This is a genomic window from Pseudomonas sp. CG7 (assembly GCF_023701885.1).
Classification (GTDB): Bacteria; Pseudomonadota; Gammaproteobacteria; order Pseudomonadales; family Pseudomonadaceae; genus Aquipseudomonas; species Aquipseudomonas zanjanensis.
In genome coordinates this window covers 17,862-36,634 of the sequence record NZ_JABAEE010000028.1, presented here as the reverse complement: position 1 = coordinate 36,634, position 18,773 = coordinate 17,862, and the positions used below count along the sequence as shown (strand labels likewise).

The 18,773-nt window shown below is 60.2% G+C and carries 17 protein-coding genes; 5 read left to right on the top strand and 12 right to left on the bottom strand.

Annotated elements, in window-relative coordinates; genetic code table 11:
- Positions 1-85 precede the first annotated feature (85 nt).
- From aspS to HGO40_RS13540, 4 genes are all read right to left on the bottom strand, one after another.
- Complete coding sequence (gene aspS, locus HGO40_RS13555; RefSeq protein ID WP_250963414.1) at positions 86-1,861, bottom strand: aspartate--tRNA ligase; 1,776 nt, start codon at positions 1,859-1,861, stop codon at positions 86-88.
- Positions 1,862-1,936: 75 nt separating this feature from the next.
- Positions 1,937-2,158 (bottom strand): FmdB family zinc ribbon protein, encoded by a 222-nt coding sequence (locus HGO40_RS13550; protein WP_250963413.1) that lies wholly within the window; start codon positions 2,156-2,158, stop codon positions 1,937-1,939.
- Positions 2,159-2,444: 286 nt separating this feature from the next.
- On the bottom strand, positions 2,445-2,786 hold the full coding sequence (locus HGO40_RS13545) for a ribbon-helix-helix domain-containing protein (protein ID WP_250963412.1): 342 nt from the start codon (positions 2,784-2,786) through the stop codon (positions 2,445-2,447).
- A 204-nt stretch (positions 2,787-2,990) separates the two neighbouring features.
- A complete protein-coding gene (locus HGO40_RS13540; RefSeq protein ID WP_053124624.1) occupies positions 2,991-3,464 on the bottom strand; it encodes a Dps family protein in 474 nt (157 codons plus the stop codon).
- Between the two features lie 397 nt (positions 3,465-3,861).
- Between HGO40_RS13540 and HGO40_RS30530 the strand changes: the two genes are divergently transcribed.
- Positions 3,862-4,467 (top strand): cold-shock protein, encoded by a 606-nt coding sequence (locus tag HGO40_RS30530; protein WP_284739099.1) that lies wholly within the window; start codon positions 3,862-3,864, stop codon positions 4,465-4,467.
- 70 nt (positions 4,468-4,537) lie between these two features.
- On the opposite strand, the gene HGO40_RS13530 is transcribed toward HGO40_RS30530, so the two are convergent.
- Together HGO40_RS13530 and HGO40_RS13525 are read right to left on the bottom strand one after the other, a co-directional pair.
- On the bottom strand, positions 4,538-4,744 hold the full coding sequence (locus HGO40_RS13530; RefSeq protein WP_060740896.1) for a SlyX family protein: 207 nt from the start codon (positions 4,742-4,744) through the stop codon (positions 4,538-4,540).
- 3 nt (positions 4,745-4,747) lie between these two features.
- A complete protein-coding gene (locus tag HGO40_RS13525; protein WP_250963411.1) occupies positions 4,748-5,173 on the bottom strand; it encodes an HIT domain-containing protein in 426 nt (141 codons plus the stop codon).
- 885 nt (positions 5,174-6,058) lie between these two features.
- Here HGO40_RS13525 and HGO40_RS13520 point away from each other — a divergent pair.
- Entirely contained in the window at positions 6,059-7,315 is a 1,257-nt protein-coding gene (locus HGO40_RS13520; RefSeq protein WP_250963410.1) for an OprD family porin, read from the top strand.
- A gap of 165 nt (positions 7,316-7,480) precedes the next feature.
- On the opposite strand, the gene HGO40_RS13515 is transcribed toward HGO40_RS13520, so the two are convergent.
- Together HGO40_RS13515 and HGO40_RS13510 are read right to left on the bottom strand one after the other, a co-directional pair.
- Complete coding sequence (locus HGO40_RS13515) at positions 7,481-8,323, bottom strand: mechanosensitive ion channel family protein (protein ID WP_250963409.1); 843 nt, start codon at positions 8,321-8,323, stop codon at positions 7,481-7,483.
- Between the two features lie 144 nt (positions 8,324-8,467).
- Complete coding sequence (locus HGO40_RS13510) at positions 8,468-8,953, bottom strand: YajQ family cyclic di-GMP-binding protein (RefSeq protein WP_186706362.1); 486 nt, start codon at positions 8,951-8,953, stop codon at positions 8,468-8,470.
- Between the two features lie 142 nt (positions 8,954-9,095).
- Between HGO40_RS13510 and HGO40_RS13505 the strand changes: the two genes are divergently transcribed.
- Genes HGO40_RS13505 through HGO40_RS13495 form a run of 3 tightly spaced genes read left to right on the top strand, consistent with a single transcriptional unit; the run spans position 9,096 to position 12,681 of the window.
- The gene (locus HGO40_RS13505) at positions 9,096-10,013 is read left to right on the top strand and encodes a putative 2-dehydropantoate 2-reductase (protein ID WP_250963408.1); all 918 of its coding nucleotides are present in this window, start codon (positions 9,096-9,098) and stop codon (positions 10,011-10,013) included.
- A gap of 47 nt (positions 10,014-10,060) precedes the next feature.
- Positions 10,061-12,097 carry a sensor histidine kinase gene (locus tag HGO40_RS13500; RefSeq protein ID WP_250963407.1) on the top strand — a complete coding sequence of 679 codons (2,037 nt, stop codon included), beginning with the start codon at positions 10,061-10,063 and terminating at the stop codon, positions 12,095-12,097.
- 2 nt (positions 12,098-12,099) lie between these two features.
- Positions 12,100-12,681, top strand: a complete 582-nt coding sequence (locus HGO40_RS13495; RefSeq protein ID WP_250963406.1) for a cob(I)yrinic acid a,c-diamide adenosyltransferase — start codon at positions 12,100-12,102, stop codon at positions 12,679-12,681.
- Between the two features lie 148 nt (positions 12,682-12,829).
- On the opposite strand, the gene HGO40_RS13490 is transcribed toward HGO40_RS13495, so the two are convergent.
- The 4 genes from HGO40_RS13490 to secA all read right to left on the bottom strand — a co-directional run bounded on the left by HGO40_RS13490 (position 12,830) and on the right by secA (position 18,633).
- The gene (locus tag HGO40_RS13490; RefSeq protein WP_250963405.1) at positions 12,830-13,774 is read right to left on the bottom strand and encodes a Nudix family hydrolase; all 945 of its coding nucleotides are present in this window, start codon (positions 13,772-13,774) and stop codon (positions 12,830-12,832) included.
- On the bottom strand, positions 13,771-14,403 hold the full coding sequence (locus tag HGO40_RS13485; RefSeq protein WP_250963404.1) for a glutathione S-transferase family protein: 633 nt from the start codon (positions 14,401-14,403) through the stop codon (positions 13,771-13,773). The genes HGO40_RS13490 and HGO40_RS13485 overlap by 4 nt, the downstream gene beginning before the upstream one ends.
- 156 nt (positions 14,404-14,559) lie before the next feature.
- The gene (gene argJ / locus HGO40_RS13480) at positions 14,560-15,777 is read right to left on the bottom strand and encodes a bifunctional glutamate N-acetyltransferase/amino-acid acetyltransferase ArgJ (RefSeq protein WP_250963403.1); all 1,218 of its coding nucleotides are present in this window, start codon (positions 15,775-15,777) and stop codon (positions 14,560-14,562) included.
- A gap of 120 nt (positions 15,778-15,897) precedes the next feature.
- Entirely contained in the window at positions 15,898-18,633 is a 2,736-nt protein-coding gene (gene secA, locus HGO40_RS13475; RefSeq protein ID WP_250963402.1) for a preprotein translocase subunit SecA, read from the bottom strand.
- Between the last annotated feature and the right edge of the window lie 140 nt (positions 18,634-18,773).

The following is an 18,773-nucleotide window of genomic DNA, read 5'->3' as shown; positions in this document are numbered from 1 at the left end:
CTGCGCGTGCGCAGTGGCCGACAATCAGAAATATCGACGCCAATGAAAAGGCGCATCCGAAGATGCGCCCTCTCAGGTGCCAGCCTTACTCAGCCTTAGGCTGTTCACGCAGACGGATGTGCAACTCGCGAAGCGCCTTGGCGTCCACTACGCCCGGCGCCTGGGTCATGACATCGGCCGCGCTCTGGGTTTTCGGGAACGCGATCACTTCACGGATCGACTGGGCGCCAGTCATCAGCATCACCAGGCGGTCCAGGCCGAAGGCCAGGCCACCGTGGGGCGGTGCACCGTACTTCAGGGCGTCGAGCAGGAAACCGAACTTCTCTTCCTGCTCGGCTTCGTTGATGCCCAGCAGGCGGAACACGGCCTGCTGCATTTCCTTGCGATGGATACGGATCGAACCGCCACCCAGCTCGGTGCCGTTCAGGACCATGTCGTAGGCGCGCGACAGAGCGGTGGCCGGGTTGGCCTCCAATTCTTCAGGCGAGCACTTCGGCGCGGTGAACGGGTGGTGCAGCGCGGAGAAGCTGCCGTCGTCGTTTTCTTCGAACATCGGGAAGTCGACGACCCACATCGGCGCCCACTCGCAGGTCAGCAGCTTCAGGTCGTGGCCGAGCTTGATGCGCAGCGCGCCCAGGGCTTCGCTGACGATCTTGGCCTTGTCGGCACCAAAGAACACGATGTCGCCGTCAACCGCACCGACGCGATCGAGGATCACATTGAGGTTGGCTTCAGGAATGTTCTTCACGATCGGCGATTGCAAGCCATCGACACCGGCGGCGCGCTCGTTGACCTTGATGTACGCCAGGCCCTTGGCACCGTAGATGCCGACGAACTTGGTGTAGTCGTCGATCTGCTTGCGCGGCATGCTGGCGCCGCCTGGAACACGCAGGGCCGCGATACGGCATTTCGGGTCGTTGGCCGGGCCGCTGTTCACTTTGAAATCGACGTCCTTGAGCTGGTCGGCCACGTCCACCAGTTCCAGCGGGTTACGCAGGTCCGGCTTGTCGGAACCGTAGCGGCGCATGGCCTCTTCGAAGGTCATGTGCGGGAACTCGCCGAATTCCAGACCCAGCACTTCCTTGAACAGGTTGCGGATCATGCCTTCGGTCAGGCCCATGATGTCTTTTTCGTCGAGGAAGCTGGTCTCGATGTCGATCTGAGTGAACTCAGGCTGACGGTCGGCACGCAGGTCTTCGTCGCGGAAGCACTTGGCGATCTGGTAGTAGCGATCGAACCCGGCCACCATCAGCAGTTGCTTGAACAACTGTGGCGATTGCGGCAAGGCGAAGAAGCTGCCGGGGTGGGTACGGCTCGGCACCAGGTAGTCGCGGGCGCCTTCCGGCGTGGCGCGGGTCAGGATCGGCGTCTCGACGTCGAGGAAGCCGTTCTCGTCCAGGTAACGACGAATGCTGGTGGTCATGCGCGAACGCAGGCGCAGCTTCTCGGCCATTTCCGGGCGACGCAGGTCGATGAAGCGGTAGCGCAGGCGGGTTTCCTCGCCGACGTCGGAGTATTCGTTGAGTGGGAACGGCGGGGTTTCCGATTCGTTGAGCACTTCCAGCTCGTAGCCCAGCACTTCGATCAAGCCCGACGCCATGTTGGCGTTGCCGGCGCCAGCCGGGCGCAAGCGCACCTTGCCGGTGATCTTGACGACGTATTCGCTGCGCACGCGGTCGGCGGTGGCGAAGGTTTCAGCGCGATCCGGATCGAACACCACCTGGGCCAGGCCTTCACGATCACGGATGTCGAGGAAAATCACCCCGCCATGGTCACGGCGACGATGGACCCATCCGCAAAGAGTAACTTCCTGACCTTCCAGGCTTTCGTTCAGTTGGCCGCAATACTGGCTGCGCATCATGGTAGTGGTTTCACTTCTCGTAATTCGACATTCGGTTGGAGGCCCTGCCCGTGCAAGAACTCGCGCGTATTCAACTCAAGCAGCTTTGTCGCCACCGGCCAGGTTTTTCTTGGCGCCGGTCTTGAAGTCGGTTTCATACCAGCCCGTGCCGCCAAGGCGGAAACCAGGCATGGAGAGCATCTTTTTCAGTTCCGGCGCCTGGCAGGCAGGGCAATCGACCAGCGGTGCAGCGCTGATCTTTTGAATGGCTTCCATCTGATGACCACAGGAAGCACATTGGTAGTCGTACATCGGCATGGGGTTGTCTCGGCGATCAGGTTACACGCGCAAAGGCAGGCTTTGCGGCAAAGAGCGGGATTATATCCATTAAATGCGGCCTGTGCAGCCGTAAGACCGCACAGTCATTGCCGATCCTTTTGTTCATTCAAGGCTTGCGCGACTCATTGTGGCGAGGGAGCTTGCTCCCGCTTGAGTGCGAAGCGCTCACAAGGAGGGCTGCTGCGCAGCCCAGCGGGAGCAAGCTCCCTCGCCACGAATGAACTCATTCCCCTGGGGGACACCGCGCTCGCAACCATTGACGGGGCTAGACCACACGATGATCCATTCCCGCCTCTTTCAAGCTGTGCACCACACAGACCACGCGCACCAACCCGCTGAAATTGCGCACCCCGCCGTGACGCAGGTGCACTTCCCTGTCCACATGGGACAGCAACGTGCTGATGGAGCAGCGGTTGAGCTCGGCCATGTCGCCGAGGATATCCCAATAAACCTGCTCCAGCCGCAGACAGGTGGCGAACCCGTTCAAGCGAATGGATCGGGCCAGGGGCCGGGCCAGCTGCATATCGAACCCCCGGACGAACGGGTCGACGCTGATGGGCTGGAACCGCCCTCGCCCCCCTTCTCCGGGTTCTTTTCCTTGAATCATACCGTTGACACTCCTTTGCCATACGAGCCTCTGGGTTGGAACAACCCATCCGTGGCTCTATGGAAGCTCAACGGCACCGCCAGTTCCAGATGACTTTATGACCATGGGCGTAGGACAAGCCAACAGCAGGCCGGCGACGAATTACGTCGTCCTACACGGCACGTGCAGGCAATAAGCCCCACCCCACGTCATCCCCGTCTGGGCTTATTGGCCTTCGAGTAGCGCGCGCAGCATCCACGCGGTCTTTTCGTGGACCTGCATGCGCTGGGTCAGCAGGTCAGCGGTGGGCTCGTCGCTGACCTTGTCCAATAAAGGAAAGATGCCACGGGCCGTACGCGTCACCGCCTCCTGACCCTCGACCAGTTGTCGGATCATGTCTTCGGCGGCAGGCACGCCTTCCTCTTCCTTAATAGAAGACAGGCGCGCATACACCGAGTAGGCGCCCGGGGCCGGGAAGCCAAGGGCGCGGATTCGCTCGGCGATCAGGTCCACCGCCAGGGCCAGCTCGTTGTATTGCTCCTCGAACATCAAGTGCAGAGTCCGAAACATCGGCCCTGTGACATTCCAGTGGAAATTGTGGGTCTTGAGATACAGCACATAAGTGTCCGACAGCAGGCGCGAAAGCCCGTCGACGATGGACTTGCGGTCTTCTTCACTGATACCGATATCAATTGCCATGGGGGTTGATCTCCTGAAAGTGATGAATTCGACAACAGCCCTACCCACTCTAGTGGTTTTGGCCGCCCACGGCCTGCGACAGATCGCCAGCCCTCCAGAACCGACAAGCCAGGACCGCCGGCGGTTCCGATACCCTGGAAAATTCACCGCCGCTTGCCTGACACCTTCAAGCAGCCGCAAGCCTTTTCTGGCCGACGAACAGCGCGACGCACGCCCGTAACAGGTTTGAGAAGGCCCCAGCTTTGCTGTTAAATAGGCAGTGTGTCGCTACGCTTATTTTCCCGGGCGTAGCGCATAGGCTGGTTCGGGTACGTGTCCAACGCCTCTCATTGTTTCGAAGCGAACCGTGCCCGACCCGCTCTTCCTTGTGATCTGTCTTAACCGTGAGCCAATCAAAATGTTGAAAATCGTCCACTTGCTAATGGGCGCAGCTGCCCTGCTGCTGTCCTTCATCCCTAGCCTGGGTTCCGAAGCCACACCTTACCTGCAACACCCCGATGCACTGTACCTGGCCTTTTTCGGCCTGCTCAACCTGACCCTTGCGCCCGTCATCCCTTACTGGAACAAAGGTCCACGTCATCAACTGCAAAACCTGGTCAGCGTCCTGCTGGTGCTGGCCGTTGCCTTGCAAACCCTGGCCCTGCTGGCGCCCATGCCGGAAATCGGCGGGCAACCGGCCATTCTGTTCAGCCTGGGCGCGGCACTGTTCGCCGTGGCACTGCACCTGGCCGTCAGCTTCTACAAGAAGTCGTCGCCGGCCGCCGCTGCGGAGAACTACGACATGTCCAACCGCGATACCGGCACGGTGAAGTGGTTCAACACGTCCAAAGGGTTCGGCTTCATCTCCCGCGACTCCGGCGATGATATTTTCGTGCATTTCCGGGCCATTCGCGGCGAAGGCCATCGTGTCCTGGTGGAAGGCCAGCGTGTGGAATTCTCCGTGATGAATCGCGACAAGGGGCTGCAGGCCGAAGACGTGATCGCCGCGCTGCCGCGCCGCTGATCCAAGCGTAAAAAAACCGCGATGCAGCCTGGCTGCTCGCGGTTTTTTATTGCCCGTCAATCGGGCCACGTCAGTAGTGAGGCGGTGGTGCCTCTTCTTCGAACGACTCGAATTGCCCGGCCATTTCTTCCTGGCGCTTGAGCAACGCCGCCATCTGCAGCTGCAGACGCTCGACCACCCGTTGCTGCGCCACCAACACATCATTCAATGCCTGGATGGTGTCATCCTGAAACGCCAGGCGGCTTTCCAGATCGGTTACGCGTTCTTCAAGGTTCATGGTTCAGCCCTCCAGAAACTTGAAATCATCGGCCAGGGCCACCCGCACCCGTTCACGAATGCCCGCGACCTGCCCTGCATTATAAGGCCGGGCCGGGTGCTTGCCCCAGACCGGCGCCGGCCAGGCGGCATCATCGCGCTTGCGCACGATGACATGCATGTGCAATTGACTGACGACGTTACCCAAGGTTGCAACGTTCATCTTGTCGGCATCGAACGAATCCTTGAGGGTTTCGGCCAGCGCCGCGGTTTCTTTCCACAGCTGCAATTGATCAATGTCATCCAACTGAAACAATTCGCTGATATTTTCTCGCCGCGGCACGAGAATGAACCACGGGTAATTGGAATCATTGGACAAGAGCAACCGGCACAACGGGAAATCGCCGATGGGCAATGTGTCTTGTTGCAGTCGTGGATCTAAGGCAAACACCGTGCGTACTCCTCGTTATCGATTCTGCCCGGCTCAGCGACCCGCAGGCCTGCATCGGACACAGATGCGCAGCATACCCGCGAACGCCGGATCGATCACTGCGTAGCGTCCCGATGCTCATTGCTTCGAAGGATTTTTCATCCCGCGAGCATCAACTTGTGCAAGCGGTCGCACCAACACAGCGCAAGCGGTACGGCAATACCCTGAAAGGACCGTGCCAGGGCCCAGGTAAAGCCTCGACGCTGTAAGATTTTCGTACAACCTGAAAATTTTTTGCACCAAAACAGCACAGTGCGTCTACCCTCAGTGCACAAAGCATCCGTGATTTACTCACTGGGTAGGGTGAACCGGTAACATTTTTGGTTGTCTTGCCACGTTTGTCGGTGTCAAACACGAGAGCTACACACGAGTCAACCCTATTTAAAACAAGGCCTTTGGAGCCCGGTTTCATGAGGTTTCACCGCGTCAACCGCTGAAATGTGAAAAAAATGTAAACGAAATCCGGGTTTGAGCATGCTTGTTGCATTCATACCCGCACTGTCCAAAGGTCTCGCCGGAAGCGAGAACCTGCCGACATACAAATTAAAGTGGCAAGGCTGCCCACAGGAGCTTCAAACGCGGTAATGACGGACTCTTTACACCGACGCCGAAAAAAGAAAACAACATAAAAGTTGTGAATACGGTTGCGTCGGAACAGCTGAAATGCGACATGGATCGAGCCATTGGCGACAGGGTCGTAAAGAAGCTGAAAGGTTGAATGGGCAAGTATCGCCAAAGAATGTCGACGTGATATAAGTTTGCGCCGACACAAAAAGAAAGAGCCGCCCAGATAAAAAAACAGGTGGGACGGCAGTACTCTTCTAAAAACCAAAGGAGCAAATCACGATGCGCGTGATGAAGTGGAGCATGATCGCACTGGCTGTATCGGCCGGTACCTCGCAGTTCGCAATGGCGTCCTCCCAAGAGGAATCCAAGGGTTTTATCGAAGATCAGAGCTTGACTGTTCTGACCCGTGCGCTGTACATGAACCGTGATTTCAAGAACGAACTAAACACTCGTCAAAGTTATCGTGAAGAGTCTGGTGTTGCCGCTCGTGCCATTTACGAGTCGGGCTTCACTCAAGGCACCGTTGGTGTAGGCGTTGACGGCTTCGCATTTGGCACCGTTCGCATCGATGGCGGCAGCGGTCGTGCCGGTAACGGTCTGTTCGCTAGTGACAGCGACGGCAACCTGGAAGACACACAATCTAAAGTGGGTGGCGCGGTTAAATTCCGCCTGTCCGACACCGTCCTGAAATACGGTAACCAGTTCACTACCAGCCCGGTCTTCTCCACTGACGACAGCCGTCTGCTGCCGGAAGGTGCCACTGGTACCCTGATCACCAGTAAAGAAATCAAAGGCTTGGAGCTGACCGCAGGTCGTTTCAACGCCATCAGCTCGCAAACTGGCATGGGTGATGACGGCCTTGGCCTGAAATCCGCTGACATCGTTGGCGCGACCTACCAGTTCACCGACAATTTCGTCGGTGGCGTAGCGGCTTCCGATGTTGAAGACCACTACAAAAAGAAATACCTGAACCTGAACTACACCCTGCCGATCAACGAAGATCAGTCCCTGAACTTCGACTTCAACGGTTATGACAGCCAGGACCAAGGCCAGAAGCTCAGCGGCGACGTTGACAACCGCATCTGGTCCCTCGCAGCAGCCTATGCCATCGGTGCCCACAAGTTCACCCTGGCTCACCAGCGCTCCACCGGTGATACCGGCTACGTGTACGGCGTTGACGGCGGCGGTACCATTTTCCTCGCCAACTCCATCCAGTACTCCGACTTCAACGGTCAGGACGAGCGTTCCTGGCAGGCTCGCTACGACCTGAACATGAAAACCTACGGCGTTCCTGGCCTGAGCTTCATGACTCGTTACGTTACCGGTGACAACATTTCCACCGCTGATGGCGAAGCAAAAGAGCACGAATGGGACTTCGAAACCAAGTACGTTCTGCAAAGCGGTCCAGCCAAAGACCTGTCGTTCCGTGTTCGTAGCGCTTTCTACCGCACCAACACCTCTTACACCACCGCCAGTGGCAACCGAGACAACAACGACTTCCGCGTAATCGTCGAATACCCACTGAGCATCTTGTAATTCAGTGCTAGTTCGATAGCTTCACCCGCAACAAACAAAAAACCGCTCACCTGATCAGGTGAGCGGTTTTTTTATGTCCTTTGCAATGTCAGCTCTAGCACAACTTCTTAAATAGCAAGCTAACTAAACATAACCTGACTCCAGTGCCAGGTTATATTCAAGTCGTTATTGCGCCGGCCCTTCCTGAACCACCCGAATCACTCGTTGTGGAAACGGAATATCAATGCCCGCGTCCTTCAAGCGATCCCGTGCCAGCTCATTGAGCATGAACATCACGCTCCAATAGTCCGCGGTCTTGACCCAGATACGCAACGACACCGTGATCGCACTGTCGCCCAAGGTGGAAATCACTGCTTCAGGTGCCGGATCCGCCAGCACGCGTTCATCCTTGGCCAACTCAAGCAACACTTCCCGGGCCTTTTGCAGGTCGGCCTGGTAATCCACACCGACATCGAATACGACCTTGCGGGTCGGCTGGCGGTTGGTGTTGGTGATGATGCCGTTGGAGAGATTACCGTTGGGCACGATGACAGTCTTGTTGTCACCGGTGCGCAACACCGTGTGGAAGATCTGGATGCTGTCGACCGTACCAGCCACGCCCTGGGCTTCGATCCAGTCACCGATGCGGAACGGACGGAACAGCAGGATCAGCACGCCACCGGCGAAGTTCGCCAGGCTGCCTTGCAAGGCCAGGCCAATCGCCAGGCCGGCGGCACCGATGGCGGCGACGAACGAAGTGGTTTCCACACCGATCATCGAAGCGACGCTGACGATCAGCAATATCTTCAGAATGATGTTGGCCAGGGTGCTGATAAACCCCTGCAGTGCCAGGTCGGCGTTACGCAGGGCCAGCAAAGCACCCAGTTTCTGCGTCACTTTGTTGATCAGCCACCAGCCGATGGCCAGGGTGAGGACGGCCAGCAGCACGCGGCTGCCGTATTCCATGATCATGGGAATCCAGGTCTGGGAAGCCTTGACCAGGTTGTCCACTTCAGCGTTCAAGTCCATCTAACTCTCCTTATTCCTGTTGCACGCGGCATTGTGTGGCGAGGGCGCTTGCTCCCGCTGGGCTGCGTAGCGGCCCTATTGATGGGTGCTGCGCACCCAAGCGGGAGCAAGCTCCCTCGCCACGGTAACCGCGAAAATCCGAAATCAGTCGCGGAAATTATTGAATTGCAGGGGCATGTCGAATGCCTTGGCGCGCAGTGCCGCAATGGCTTCCTGCAAGTCGTCACGCTTCTTGCCGGTGACCCGCACCTGCTCGCCCTGGATGGCGGCTTGCACCTTGAGCTTGGCGTCCTTGATATGAGCGACGATCTTCTTCGCCAGCTCCTTGTCGATGCCTTCCTTGAGCACGGCTTCCTGCTTCATCAGCTTGCCCGAGGCATAGGCGTCCTTGACCTCAAGGCACTGCACATCGATCTTGCGCTTGACCAGGGCCAGCTTGAGGATCTCGATCATCGCCTCGAGCTGGAAGTCGGCCTCGGCGGTCAGGTTCACGGTCAGGTCTTTTTCCTTGAACTCGAAACTGCCCTTGCCCTTGAGGTCATAACGACGGTCGAGTTCCTTGACGGCGTTTTCAACCGCGTTGGTGACTTCGTGTTTGTCCAGTTCGGATACCACGTCGAATGACGGCATGTAGTGTTCTCCAAATAAAAAGGCGCGCCAGTATCAACGGCGCGCGCTTGGCTTGTGGTTAAAATCGGGCTCATTATAACGGCTCTTTTCCTGCCGACACTGCGAGCCCTCCGATGCCTGCGCCAATCCGAGTAAAAAACTGATGTCGACCACCTGGCATGTTCTCGGGGCCGGCAGTCTCGGCACGTTGTGGGCCACGCGCCTGGCCCGGGCCGGGTTGCCGGTGCGGCTGGTGCTGCGCAACGAAGCGCGCTTGCAGGCCTACCGCAGCGTCGGGGGCCTGACACTGGTGGAACAGGGCCAGGCGCAGTGCTACCCGGTGCCGGGCGAAACGGCAGACAGCCCGGAGCCGATCAAGCGCCTGCTGCTGGCCTGCAAGGCCTACGACGCGGAGGCGGCGGTGACGTCGGTGGCCCATCGCCTGGGCGCCGAATCGGAGCTGATCCTGTTGCAGAACGGCCTCGGCAGCCAGGACGCGGTGGCCAATTGCGTGCCCCAGGCCCGTTGCATCAGCGCCTCCAGCACCGAAGGCGCGTTCCGCGACGGTGACTGGCGCGTGGTGTTCGCCGGCCATGGCTACACCTGGTTGGGCGACCCGGCTCACCCGGTGGCACCGTTCTGGCTGGACGACCTGGCCGCCGCTGGCATCCCCCACGAATGGAGCGCCGAGATCCTCACCCGCCTCTGGCGCAAACTGGCGCTCAATTGCGCAATCAACCCGCTGACCGTGCTGCATCACTGCAAGAACGGCGGCCTGCAGGAACACCGCTGCGAAGTGGCGACCCTGTGCGCGGAACTCACGGATTTGCTCGAACGCTGCGGCCAGCCCGCGGCAGCCGAGGATCTGCAGCCGGAAGTCGAGCGGGTGATCCAGGCCACGGCCGCCAATTACTCCTCGATGTACCAGGATGTGGCCAATCGGCGCCGTACCGAAATCAGCTATTTGCTCGGTTACGCCTGCAAGGTCGCCCAGCGCCATGAGCTGACCGTGCCGCACTTGGAACAACTGCGCCAGCGGCTGATTGCCCACTTGAACAACCTCGGATTGCCCAGCGACTGAGCAGCGGCTACGCTGGCCCTCGTGTTCCTTTCTTAACGACGAGTCTGATGCCATTGCGCCAGCGCCTTGAAAACCTCCCGGTCGGCCAGAAACTGCTGGCCGCCCTGTTGGTGTTGTTGACCACTGTGCTGCTGGTGGCCAACCTGACCTTTATCAGCGCCGCCTACTACATTTCCCAGGAAAGCATGGCGCCCCAGGCCCTGCAGACCATTGGCCGGCTGATCGCCAATCCGAGCCTGATCTCCGACGCCCTGCAATCGCCCCAAAGTGCCCAACGCCTGCTCGACGAGCTCAACAGTTATGCACCGCTGCGGGCGGCGGCGCTGTACGACGGCCAGGGCGAGCGCCTGGCACAGCTGCAACAGGGCGAAAAGCTCAAGCTGCCGGACCATTACCGCAACATACAAGCCTGGCAAGCGGGTGAATTTCGCAGCAACAAGGTCATTACCCTGCCCCGTCCCGGCACCGAGCCCGGCCACCTGTTGCTGGTGGCCAGCAGCGAATTGCCCACGGCGTTCTACACCGGCACCCTGCCCGCCAGCCTTGGCATCCTGATTTTCAGCGTGTTGCTGTGGCTGGTCATTGCCCAGCAGATCAAACGCTTGATCACCCAGCCGATCCATCAGCTCGAAGAGCTGTCACGCCAGGTTACCCGCGAGGAAAACTATGCCCTGCGCGCCGCCCGGGGCAACCATGATGAAATCGGCAGCCTGGCCGAGGCGTTCAATACCATGCTGTCGCGGATCGAAGCCCGGGAACAGCAACTCAAGCGCGCGCGGGACGACTCCCAGGCCGCCTACGACCAGGCCCAGGGCCTGGCGGAAGAAACCCGCCATACCAATCGCAAGCTGGAGCTGGAAGTCCAGGTGCGCAGCAAGATCGAGAAAAAACTCACGGGCTTCCAGAACTACCTCAACAGCATCATCGACTCCATGCCGTCGGCGCTGATCGCCCTCGACGAACAACTCTACGTGACCCAATGGAACCAGGAAGCCAGCGCCCTCTCCGGCACGCGCCTGGACGAGGCCTTGAACCAGCCGATCTTCCTCGCCTTCGAACCACTCAAGCCGTACCTGCCCCAACTCAAGCAGACCGTCGAGCAACACACGGTGGCCAAGATCGAACGCGTCACCTGGACCAAGGACGACGAAGCCCGGCATTACGCCCTGACCTTCTACCCGTTGATGGGCGGCGCCGGGCGTGGCGTGGTGATCCGCATCGATGACATCACCCAGCGCCTGTCGCTGGAAGAAATGATGGTGCAATCGGAAAAAATGCTCTCGGTCGGTGGCCTCGCGGCGGGCATGGCCCATGAAATCAACAACCCCTTGGGCGCCATCCTGCACAACGTGCAGAACATCCGTCGGCGGCTGTCACCGGAGTTGCCAAAGAACCTCGAACAGGCCGAGCAGTTGGGCATCGAATTGCCGGTGGTCAACCGCTACCTGGAAAGCCGCGAGATTCCGCAGTTGCTCGACGGCATCCAGCAAGCCGGCGCCCGGGCGGCGAAAATCGTCACCCACATGCTCAGTTTCAGCCGGCGCAGCACCCGGCAAATGGCGCCTTGCGACCTGCCCGCACTGATCGACCAGGCGGTGGAAATCGCCGGTAACGACTTCGACCTGGCGATCGGCTTCGACTTCAAGGGCCAGGCGATCATCCGCCAGTTCGACCCGAACCTGGGGCCGGTGCCCGGCACGGCCAACGAACTGGAACAGGTGCTGCTCAACCTGCTGAAAAACGCCGCCCAGGCGATTCATCAGCGCCAGGACGACAGCGAGCCCGGGCGTATTATCCTGCGCACACGGTTGAATCCGCCGTGGGCGGAAATCCAGGTCGAGGACAACGGCATCGGCATGAGCGAGAACGTGCGCAAGCGCACCTTCGAACCCTTCTTTACCACCAAGGAGATCGGCCAGGGCACCGGCCTTGGACTGTCGGTCTCATATTTCATCATCACCAACAACCACAAGGGCCAGATGGAAGTGCAGTCGGCGCCGGGCCAAGGCACCTGCTTCACGCTGCGCCTGCCCCTGGCGGGCACGTCGATGGTGGCCCAGGAAAACAAACAACTGGAGCGCTGAGCATGGGCTTTCGCCTGTCGAAGATTTACACCCGCACCGGCGACAAAGGTGAAACCGGGTTGGGCGATGGTCGCCGCGTGGCAAAGGATCATCCACGGGTCGAGGCCATCGGCGAAGTGGACACACTGAACAGCCAGTTGGGCTTGTTGCTCGCCGGGCTGGCCGAGGAGTCCGTCCGGCATTCGGCGCTGGAGGAAGTCATCGCAGTGTTGGCGCCGTGTCAGCACCGGTTGTTCGACCTGGGTGGTGAGCTCGCGATGCCGGCGTACCAAGCCTTGAACGTGGCGGAAATCGAGCGGCTGGAAGCGGCGATTGACCTGTGGAATGAAGAACTGGGGCCGCTGGAAAACTTCATCCTGCCCGGCGGCTCTTCCTTGATCGCGCAAGCCCATGTCTGTCGCAGCTTGGCCCGCAGCGCCGAACGTCGTTGCCAGCAACTGAACGCGGTGGAACCGCTGGCCGGGCCGGGGCTGGCCTATATCAACCGGTTGTCGGACTTATTGTTCGTCGCGGCGCGGGTCATAGCCCGGCGGCAAGGGGTGGCGGAGGTGCTGTGGGAGGCGGCGGACAAGCCTGGAAGCTGATCTGAAAGGTGTAATCGCCTGTCAGGCCGTCTTCGCGAGCAGGCTCGCTCCCACAGTGGAGTTGTGTTGTGACCACTATCGATGCCACTCAACAGATCCCTGTGGGAGCGAGCCTGCTCGCGATGGCGTCAGCGGTTACACCACAAAATCAAGCCTCAGGCCAAAACGCCCGAATCCCCGCCACACCCTGCGCCCCGGCCTCCCAGGCTTTTTGCTGCTCGCCAAGCCCTACCCCGCCCAACAGATAGACCGGCCGGTTGAAGCCCTCGATCAACCGCGCCGCCTCCGCCCAGCCCAACGGCTGCGCATCGGGATGGGTCTGGGTCGGCTGCACCGGCGAAAGGGTGACGAAGTCCACATCCATCTGCTGCGCCAGGGACAGTTCCTCGGCGTTATGGCAAGAAGCCGCCAGCCAACGGTCCTTGCCTAATGGTCGACCGGCCGAGGCATGCTTGCGCAGTTGCGCAGCGGTAATGTGCCAGCCAGCGGAAGGAAAATCCCCCAGCCACTCGAACGGTCCCTTGAGCATCAGTTGGGCCTTGCCGGCACACAACCCCACCGCATCCACCGCCAGATCGCGGTATTGCGGGTCGTAGCCGTTGGGCGCACGCAACTGGACCAACTTGATCCCGCCGGCAATCGCCTTCTGCATGCCGCGCAGCAAGGCTGGCGTCTCAAGGCCTTCCGGGGTGATCAGGTATTCACCCGGCAAACGGGCCGCCGCGACGAACGGCTGGTTGGCCGCTGGAAACTCATGATTCGTCAGGTCTCGGGCCGTCACCCAAGCCAACGGTTGACCTTCGGCGCCATGGGGTTCGCCACTGAACGCCGAAACTTCCCAGACGTCCAGCAACACCTGTTTGTCCGGGTAATCGTGACGCACCTTGATCAACGGCCGGGCAGCGTCGACGACAATGCCCAGTTCCTCATGAAGCTCGCGGGCCAGGGCCGTCTCGACGGACTCATCGGCCTCGACCTTGCCGCCAGGAAATTCCCACAGGCCACCCTGGTGTTGGGTGTCGGCCCGTCGGGCAATGAGGATTTTACCGGCAGCGTCGCGGATCACCGCCGCCGCCACATGGACTCGTTTCACCGCGTAGTTTCCTCCAGGCCAGCTTGTTGCCACGCCTTGAACGCTGGCCATTGATATAGGGTTTGGACGTAGGCCTCATCGACCTCCGGCAGTGCCACTTGATAAGTGCGCAAGCGTACGGCAACCGGGGCAAAAAATGCATCGGCCAGGCTTACGCGGCCAAACAGGTAGGGACCGGTTTCGGTCGCCGCCGCACGGCATTCGGCCCACAACGCCAGCATCCGCTGGATGTCCGCCTGCACGTCGGATGGCATCGGTGACAGCGGCGCATCGTGCAGCAGATCCATGGGCATATGGTTGCGCAGGGCGAAAAAGCCGCTGTGCATCTGCGCACAGGCCGAGCGCGCCTGGGCCCGGGCAGCCACGTCCCTGGGCCAGAGATTGGCCTCGGGAAATTGTTCGGCCAGGTATTCGGCAATCGCCAGGGAATCGGAGATCACGCCGAATTCGGTCTTGAGCAACGGGACCTTGACCGTGGCTGAATATTTGAGCAGCTTTTCACGGGTATCCGGCTGGCCGAGCCTGACCAACTCTTCGGTGTACTTCGCGCCGGTCAGCGCCAGGGCGAGCGCGCCGCGCATGGACCAGGAAGAGAGATCTTTGTCGCCGATGATCAGGTGCAGGCTCATGGGGATTCCTTTCTTGTGGTTCTGAGGTGTCTGTTCTGTTGCCATCGCGAGCAAGCTCCCACAGGGGCTTGTAGTGTGAACACTATCGATATCACCCAACAGATCCACTGTGGGAGCGAGCCTGCTCGCGATTGGAGCAGCTCGGTCCCGAGCGTATTAAGTCCGGTACTCAGCGTTGATCTTGACGTACTCGTGGGACAGGTCAGTCGTCCAGATCGTTTCGCTGCAGTCACCCCGTCCCAACTCGATACGGATGGTGATTTCTTCCTGCTGCATCACCGCCGCGCCCTGGGCTTCGGTGTAGGTGGCAGCGCGCGCACCTTGGCTGGCGATGCAGACCTCACCAAGGAACACGTCGATCTTGCTCACGTCCAGCTCAGGCACGCCGGCCCGGCCGACGGCGGCAAGGATCCGGCCCCAGTTCGGGTCGGAGGCGAACAGCGCGGTCTTGATCAGCGGCGAGTGCGCCACGGTGTAGCCGACATCCAGGCATTCCTGGTGGTTGCCACCGCCGTTGACCTGCACGGTCACGAACTTGGTCGCGCCTTCGCCGTCACGGACGATGGCCTGGGCCACTTCCATGCACACTTCGAACACTGCCTGCTTCAGGGCAGCGAACAACGAACCGCTGGCCTCGGTGATTTCCGGCAGGTTGGCCTGGCCGGTGGCGATCAGCATGCAGCAGTCATTCGTGGACGTGTCGCCGTCGATGGTGATGCGGTTGAACGACTTGTTGGCCCCGTCGAGCATCAGGTCTTGCAGCACCTGGCGCGAGACCTTGGCGTCGGTGGCAATGTAGCCGAGCATGGTCGCCATGTTCGGGCGGATCATGCCGGCGCCCTTGCTGATGCCGGTGACGGTGATGGTCACGCCGTCATGCTGGAACTGGCGACTCGCGCCCTTGGGCAGCGTGTCGGTGGTCATGATGCCGGTGGCGGCCGCGGCCCAGTTGTTTTCCGACAGGTCATCGAGGGCGGCTTGCAGGGCGCCTTCGATCTTCTCCACCGGCAGCGGCTCGCCGATCACACCGGTGGAATACGGCAGCACCTGGCTGGCGTCGACGCCGGTCAGCTCAGCCAGCTTGGCGCAGGTACGCTCGGCGGCGGCCAGGCCTGGCGCGCCTGTGCCGGCGTTGGCGTTGCCGGTGTTGGTCAGCAGGTAACGCACCGGCCCTTGCACACGTTGCTTGGCCAGGATCACCGGCGCGGCACAGAAGGCGTTGAGGGTGAACACGCCTGCCACCGTCGAGCCTTCGGCGCAACGCATGACCACCACATCCTTGCGCCCGGGGCGCTTGATGCCGGCCGAAGCGATACCGAGTTCAAAACCGGCAACTGGGTGCAACGTGGGCAACGGACCAAGACCAACAGCCATGAATGCGCTCCTTAATAAATGTATTCAGCATCGTCCTTATCAAGACGACTGATCAAATGGCAAAACGCCGCGACAAGAGACTCTTGTCGCGGCGCGGGGTCGTTCAGCGTTGAAACGGGATTATTGGATCTGCCCGTGGCAATGCTTGTATTTCTTGCCCGAACCGCAGTAGCACAGTTCGTTACGGCCCAGCTTCTGCTCGTTGCGCACCGGTGCGGTCGCCAGGGCGACATCCACATCGACGCCCTCTTCGGCGACCACTTCCAGGCCAGGGGCTTCGGCGTGTTCGAACTGCATGCGCGCGGCCAGGGCTTCGGCTTCCTGGCGCAGGCGAGCTTCTTCTTCGGCCGGATCTTCGCGGCGAACCTGAACGTGGGACAGCACACGGATCGAGTCGCGCTTGATCGAATCGAGCAACTCGGAGAACAGCGTGTAGGACTCGCGCTTGTACTCCTGCTTCGGGTTCTTCTGGGCGTAACCACGCAAATGGATACCGTGGCGCAGATGGTCCATGGTCGACAGGTGATCTTTCCACAAGTCGTCCAGCACCCGCAGCACGATCTGCTTCTCGAAGGAACGCAGGGCCTCGGCGCCCGCCTGGTCTTCCTTCTCGTTATAGGCGGCGATCAGTTCGGCCAGCAGTTTTTCACGCAGGGTTTCTTCGTACAGGTGATCGTCTTCGTCGAGCCATTGCTGGATCGGCAATGCCACGCCGAAGTCGCTCTGCAAGGCGGCTTCCAGGCCGGCGACGTCCCACTGTTCCGGCAGCGATTGCGGCGGGATGTGGGCGCTGACGGTGGCGTTGAGCACGTCCTGGCGGAAATCGGCGATGGTTTCGCCAATGTTGTCGGCGGCCAACAAACTGTTACGCATGTGATAGATCACTTTACGCTGTTCGTTGTTGACGTCGTCGAACTCGAGCAATTGCTTGCGGATATCGAAGTTGCGACCTTCGACCTTGCGCTGGGCCTTCTCGATGGCGTTGGTCACCATGCGGTGCTCGATCGCCTCGCCTGGCTGCATGCCCAGGGCCTTCATGAAGTTCTTCACCCGGTCAGAGGCGAAGATGCGCATCAGGCTATCTTCCAAAGACAAGTAGAAACGGCTGGAACCGGCGTCGCCCTGGCGACCGGCACGGCCACGCAGCTGGTTGTCGATACGACGGGATTCGTGACGCTCGGACGCGATCACCTGCAAACCGCCGGACTCGAGCACCTGCTGGTGACGCTTCTGCCAGTCGGCCTTGATCTGCGCGATCTGCTCAGGCGTCGGGTTTTCCAGGCTGGCGACTTCCACTTCCCAGTTGCCGCCCAACAGGATGTCGGTACCACGACCGGCCAGGTTGGTGGCGATGGTCAGCGCACCCGGGCGACCGGCCTGGGCGATGATCTCGGCTTCCTTCTCGTGGAACTTGGCGTTGAGGACCTTGTGCTCGATGCCTTCCTTGTCGAGCAAGGCGGACATGTGCTCGGAGGTCTCGATGGTGGCGGTACCCACCAGGATCGGACGGCCCTGGGCCATGCCTTCCTTGATGTCGTTGATGATCGCCGCGTACTTCTCTTCGGCGGTCAGGAACACCAGGTCGTTGTAGTCTTTACGAGCCAGCGGCTTGTTCGGCGGAATCACCACCACTTGCAGGCCATAGATCTGGTGGAATTCGAACGCTTCAGTGTCCGCGGTACCGGTCATGCCGGACAGCTTGTTGTAGAGGCGGAAGTAGTTCTGGAAGGTGGTCGAGGCCAGGGTCTGGCTCTCGGCCTGGATGTTCAGGCCTTCCTTGGCTTCGATGGCCTGGTGCAGGCCTTCGGACAGGCGACGGCCCGGCATGGTACGGCCGGTGTGCTCGTCCACCAGCACGACCTGGCCGTCCTGCACGATGTATTCGACGTTGCGATGGAACAGCTTGTGGGCACGCAGGCCGGCATAGACGTGGGTCAGCAGGCCCAGGTTATGGGCCGAGTACAAGCTCTCGCCTTCAGCCAGCAAGCCGACGCGGGTGAGCATTTCCTCGATGAACTGGTGACCGGCCTCGTTGAGTTCGACCTGGCGGGTCTTCTCGTCAACGGTGTAGTGCCCGGCCTGGGTCACTTCGCCTTCGACTTCCTCGACGTGCAGCTTGAGCTGCGGGATCAGTTTGTTGATCTCGATGTACAGCTTGGAACTGTCCTCCGCCTGACCGGAAATGATCAGTGGGGTACGGGCTTCGTCGATGAGGATGGAGTCGACTTCGTCGATCACGGCAAAGTTGAGTTCACGCTGGAATTTCTCTTCCATGCTGAACGCCATGTTGTCGCGCAGGTAGTCGAACCCGAATTCGTTGTTGGTGCCGTAGGTGATGTCGGCGGCATAGGCGGCGCGCTTCTCTTCCGGCGGCTGGAACGGCGTGACGACGCCGACGGTCAGGCCGAGGAACTCGTAGAGCGGGCGCATCCAGTTGGCGTCGCGGCGGGCCAGGTAGTCGTTGACCGTCACCACGTGCACGCCCTTGCCGGACAATGCATTGAGGTACACGCCCAGGGTCGCCACGAGGGTCTTGCCCTCACCGGTACGCATTTCAGCGATCTTGCCTTCGTGCAAGGTCATGCCGCCGATCAACTGAACGTCGAAGTGGCGCATGCCCATGACCCGTTTGCCGGCTTCACGGGCGACCGCAAAGGCTTCGGGCAGGAGCTGGTCAAGGGTTTCCCCTTTGGCGATGCGGTCCTTGAATTCGGCAGTCTTGGCGCGTAACTGATCGTCCGAAAGGGCCACCATTTGCTCTTCGAAGGCATTGACAGTCTGTACCGTCTTGAGCATGCGCTTGACTTCACGCTCGTTCTTGCTTCCAAAAAGTTTCTTTAACAAAGGCGCAAACATATCGGCAGGATCTTCCACACTAAAGGGATGGAGGGCGGCCCCATGAGTCGCCCGTGCAGCCCTCATGGCCGCATGCGAACGAGCATTCTACCCGGAAACGATGGAGAGGAAAGTGGCGTTATTCCACGATGCTGGCACAG

Bases quoted from the DNA above. Each gene is read 5' to 3' on its own strand.
- HGO40_RS13540 (WP_053124624.1), bottom strand. From the start codon at position 3,464: ATGGCAATTGATATCGGTATCAGTGAAGAAGACCGCAAGTCCATCGTC.
- argJ (WP_250963403.1), bottom strand. From the start codon at position 15,777: ATGGCTGTTGGTCTTGGTCCGTTGCCCACGTTGCACCCAGTTGCCGGT.
- HGO40_RS13500 (WP_250963407.1), top strand. From the start codon at position 10,061: ATGCCATTGCGCCAGCGCCTTGAAAACCTCCCGGTCGGCCAGAAACTG.
- HGO40_RS13515 (WP_250963409.1), bottom strand. From the start codon at position 8,323: ATGGACTTGAACGCTGAAGTGGACAACCTGGTCAAGGCTTCCCAGACC.
- HGO40_RS13550 (WP_250963413.1), bottom strand. From the start codon at position 2,158: ATGCCGATGTACGACTACCAATGTGCTTCCTGTGGTCATCAGATGGAA.
- HGO40_RS13530 (WP_060740896.1), bottom strand. From the start codon at position 4,744: ATGAACCTTGAAGAACGCGTAACCGATCTGGAAAGCCGCCTGGCGTTT.
- HGO40_RS13495 (WP_250963406.1), top strand. From the start codon at position 12,100: ATGGGCTTTCGCCTGTCGAAGATTTACACCCGCACCGGCGACAAAGGT.
- HGO40_RS13485 (WP_250963404.1), bottom strand. From the start codon at position 14,403: ATGAGCCTGCACCTGATCATCGGCGACAAAGATCTCTCTTCCTGGTCC.
- HGO40_RS30530 (WP_284739099.1), top strand. From the start codon at position 3,862: ATGTTGAAAATCGTCCACTTGCTAATGGGCGCAGCTGCCCTGCTGCTG.
- aspS (WP_250963414.1), bottom strand. From the start codon at position 1,861: ATGATGCGCAGCCAGTATTGCGGCCAACTGAACGAAAGCCTGGAAGGT.
- secA (WP_250963402.1), bottom strand. From the start codon at position 18,633: ATGTTTGCGCCTTTGTTAAAGAAACTTTTTGGAAGCAAGAACGAGCGT.
- HGO40_RS13505 (WP_250963408.1), top strand. From the start codon at position 9,096: ATGTCGACCACCTGGCATGTTCTCGGGGCCGGCAGTCTCGGCACGTTG.
- HGO40_RS13545 (WP_250963412.1), bottom strand. From the start codon at position 2,786: ATGATTCAAGGAAAAGAACCCGGAGAAGGGGGGCGAGGGCGGTTCCAG.
- HGO40_RS13510 (WP_186706362.1), bottom strand. From the start codon at position 8,953: ATGCCGTCATTCGACGTGGTATCCGAACTGGACAAACACGAAGTCACC.
- HGO40_RS13520 (WP_250963410.1), top strand. From the start codon at position 6,059: ATGCGCGTGATGAAGTGGAGCATGATCGCACTGGCTGTATCGGCCGGT.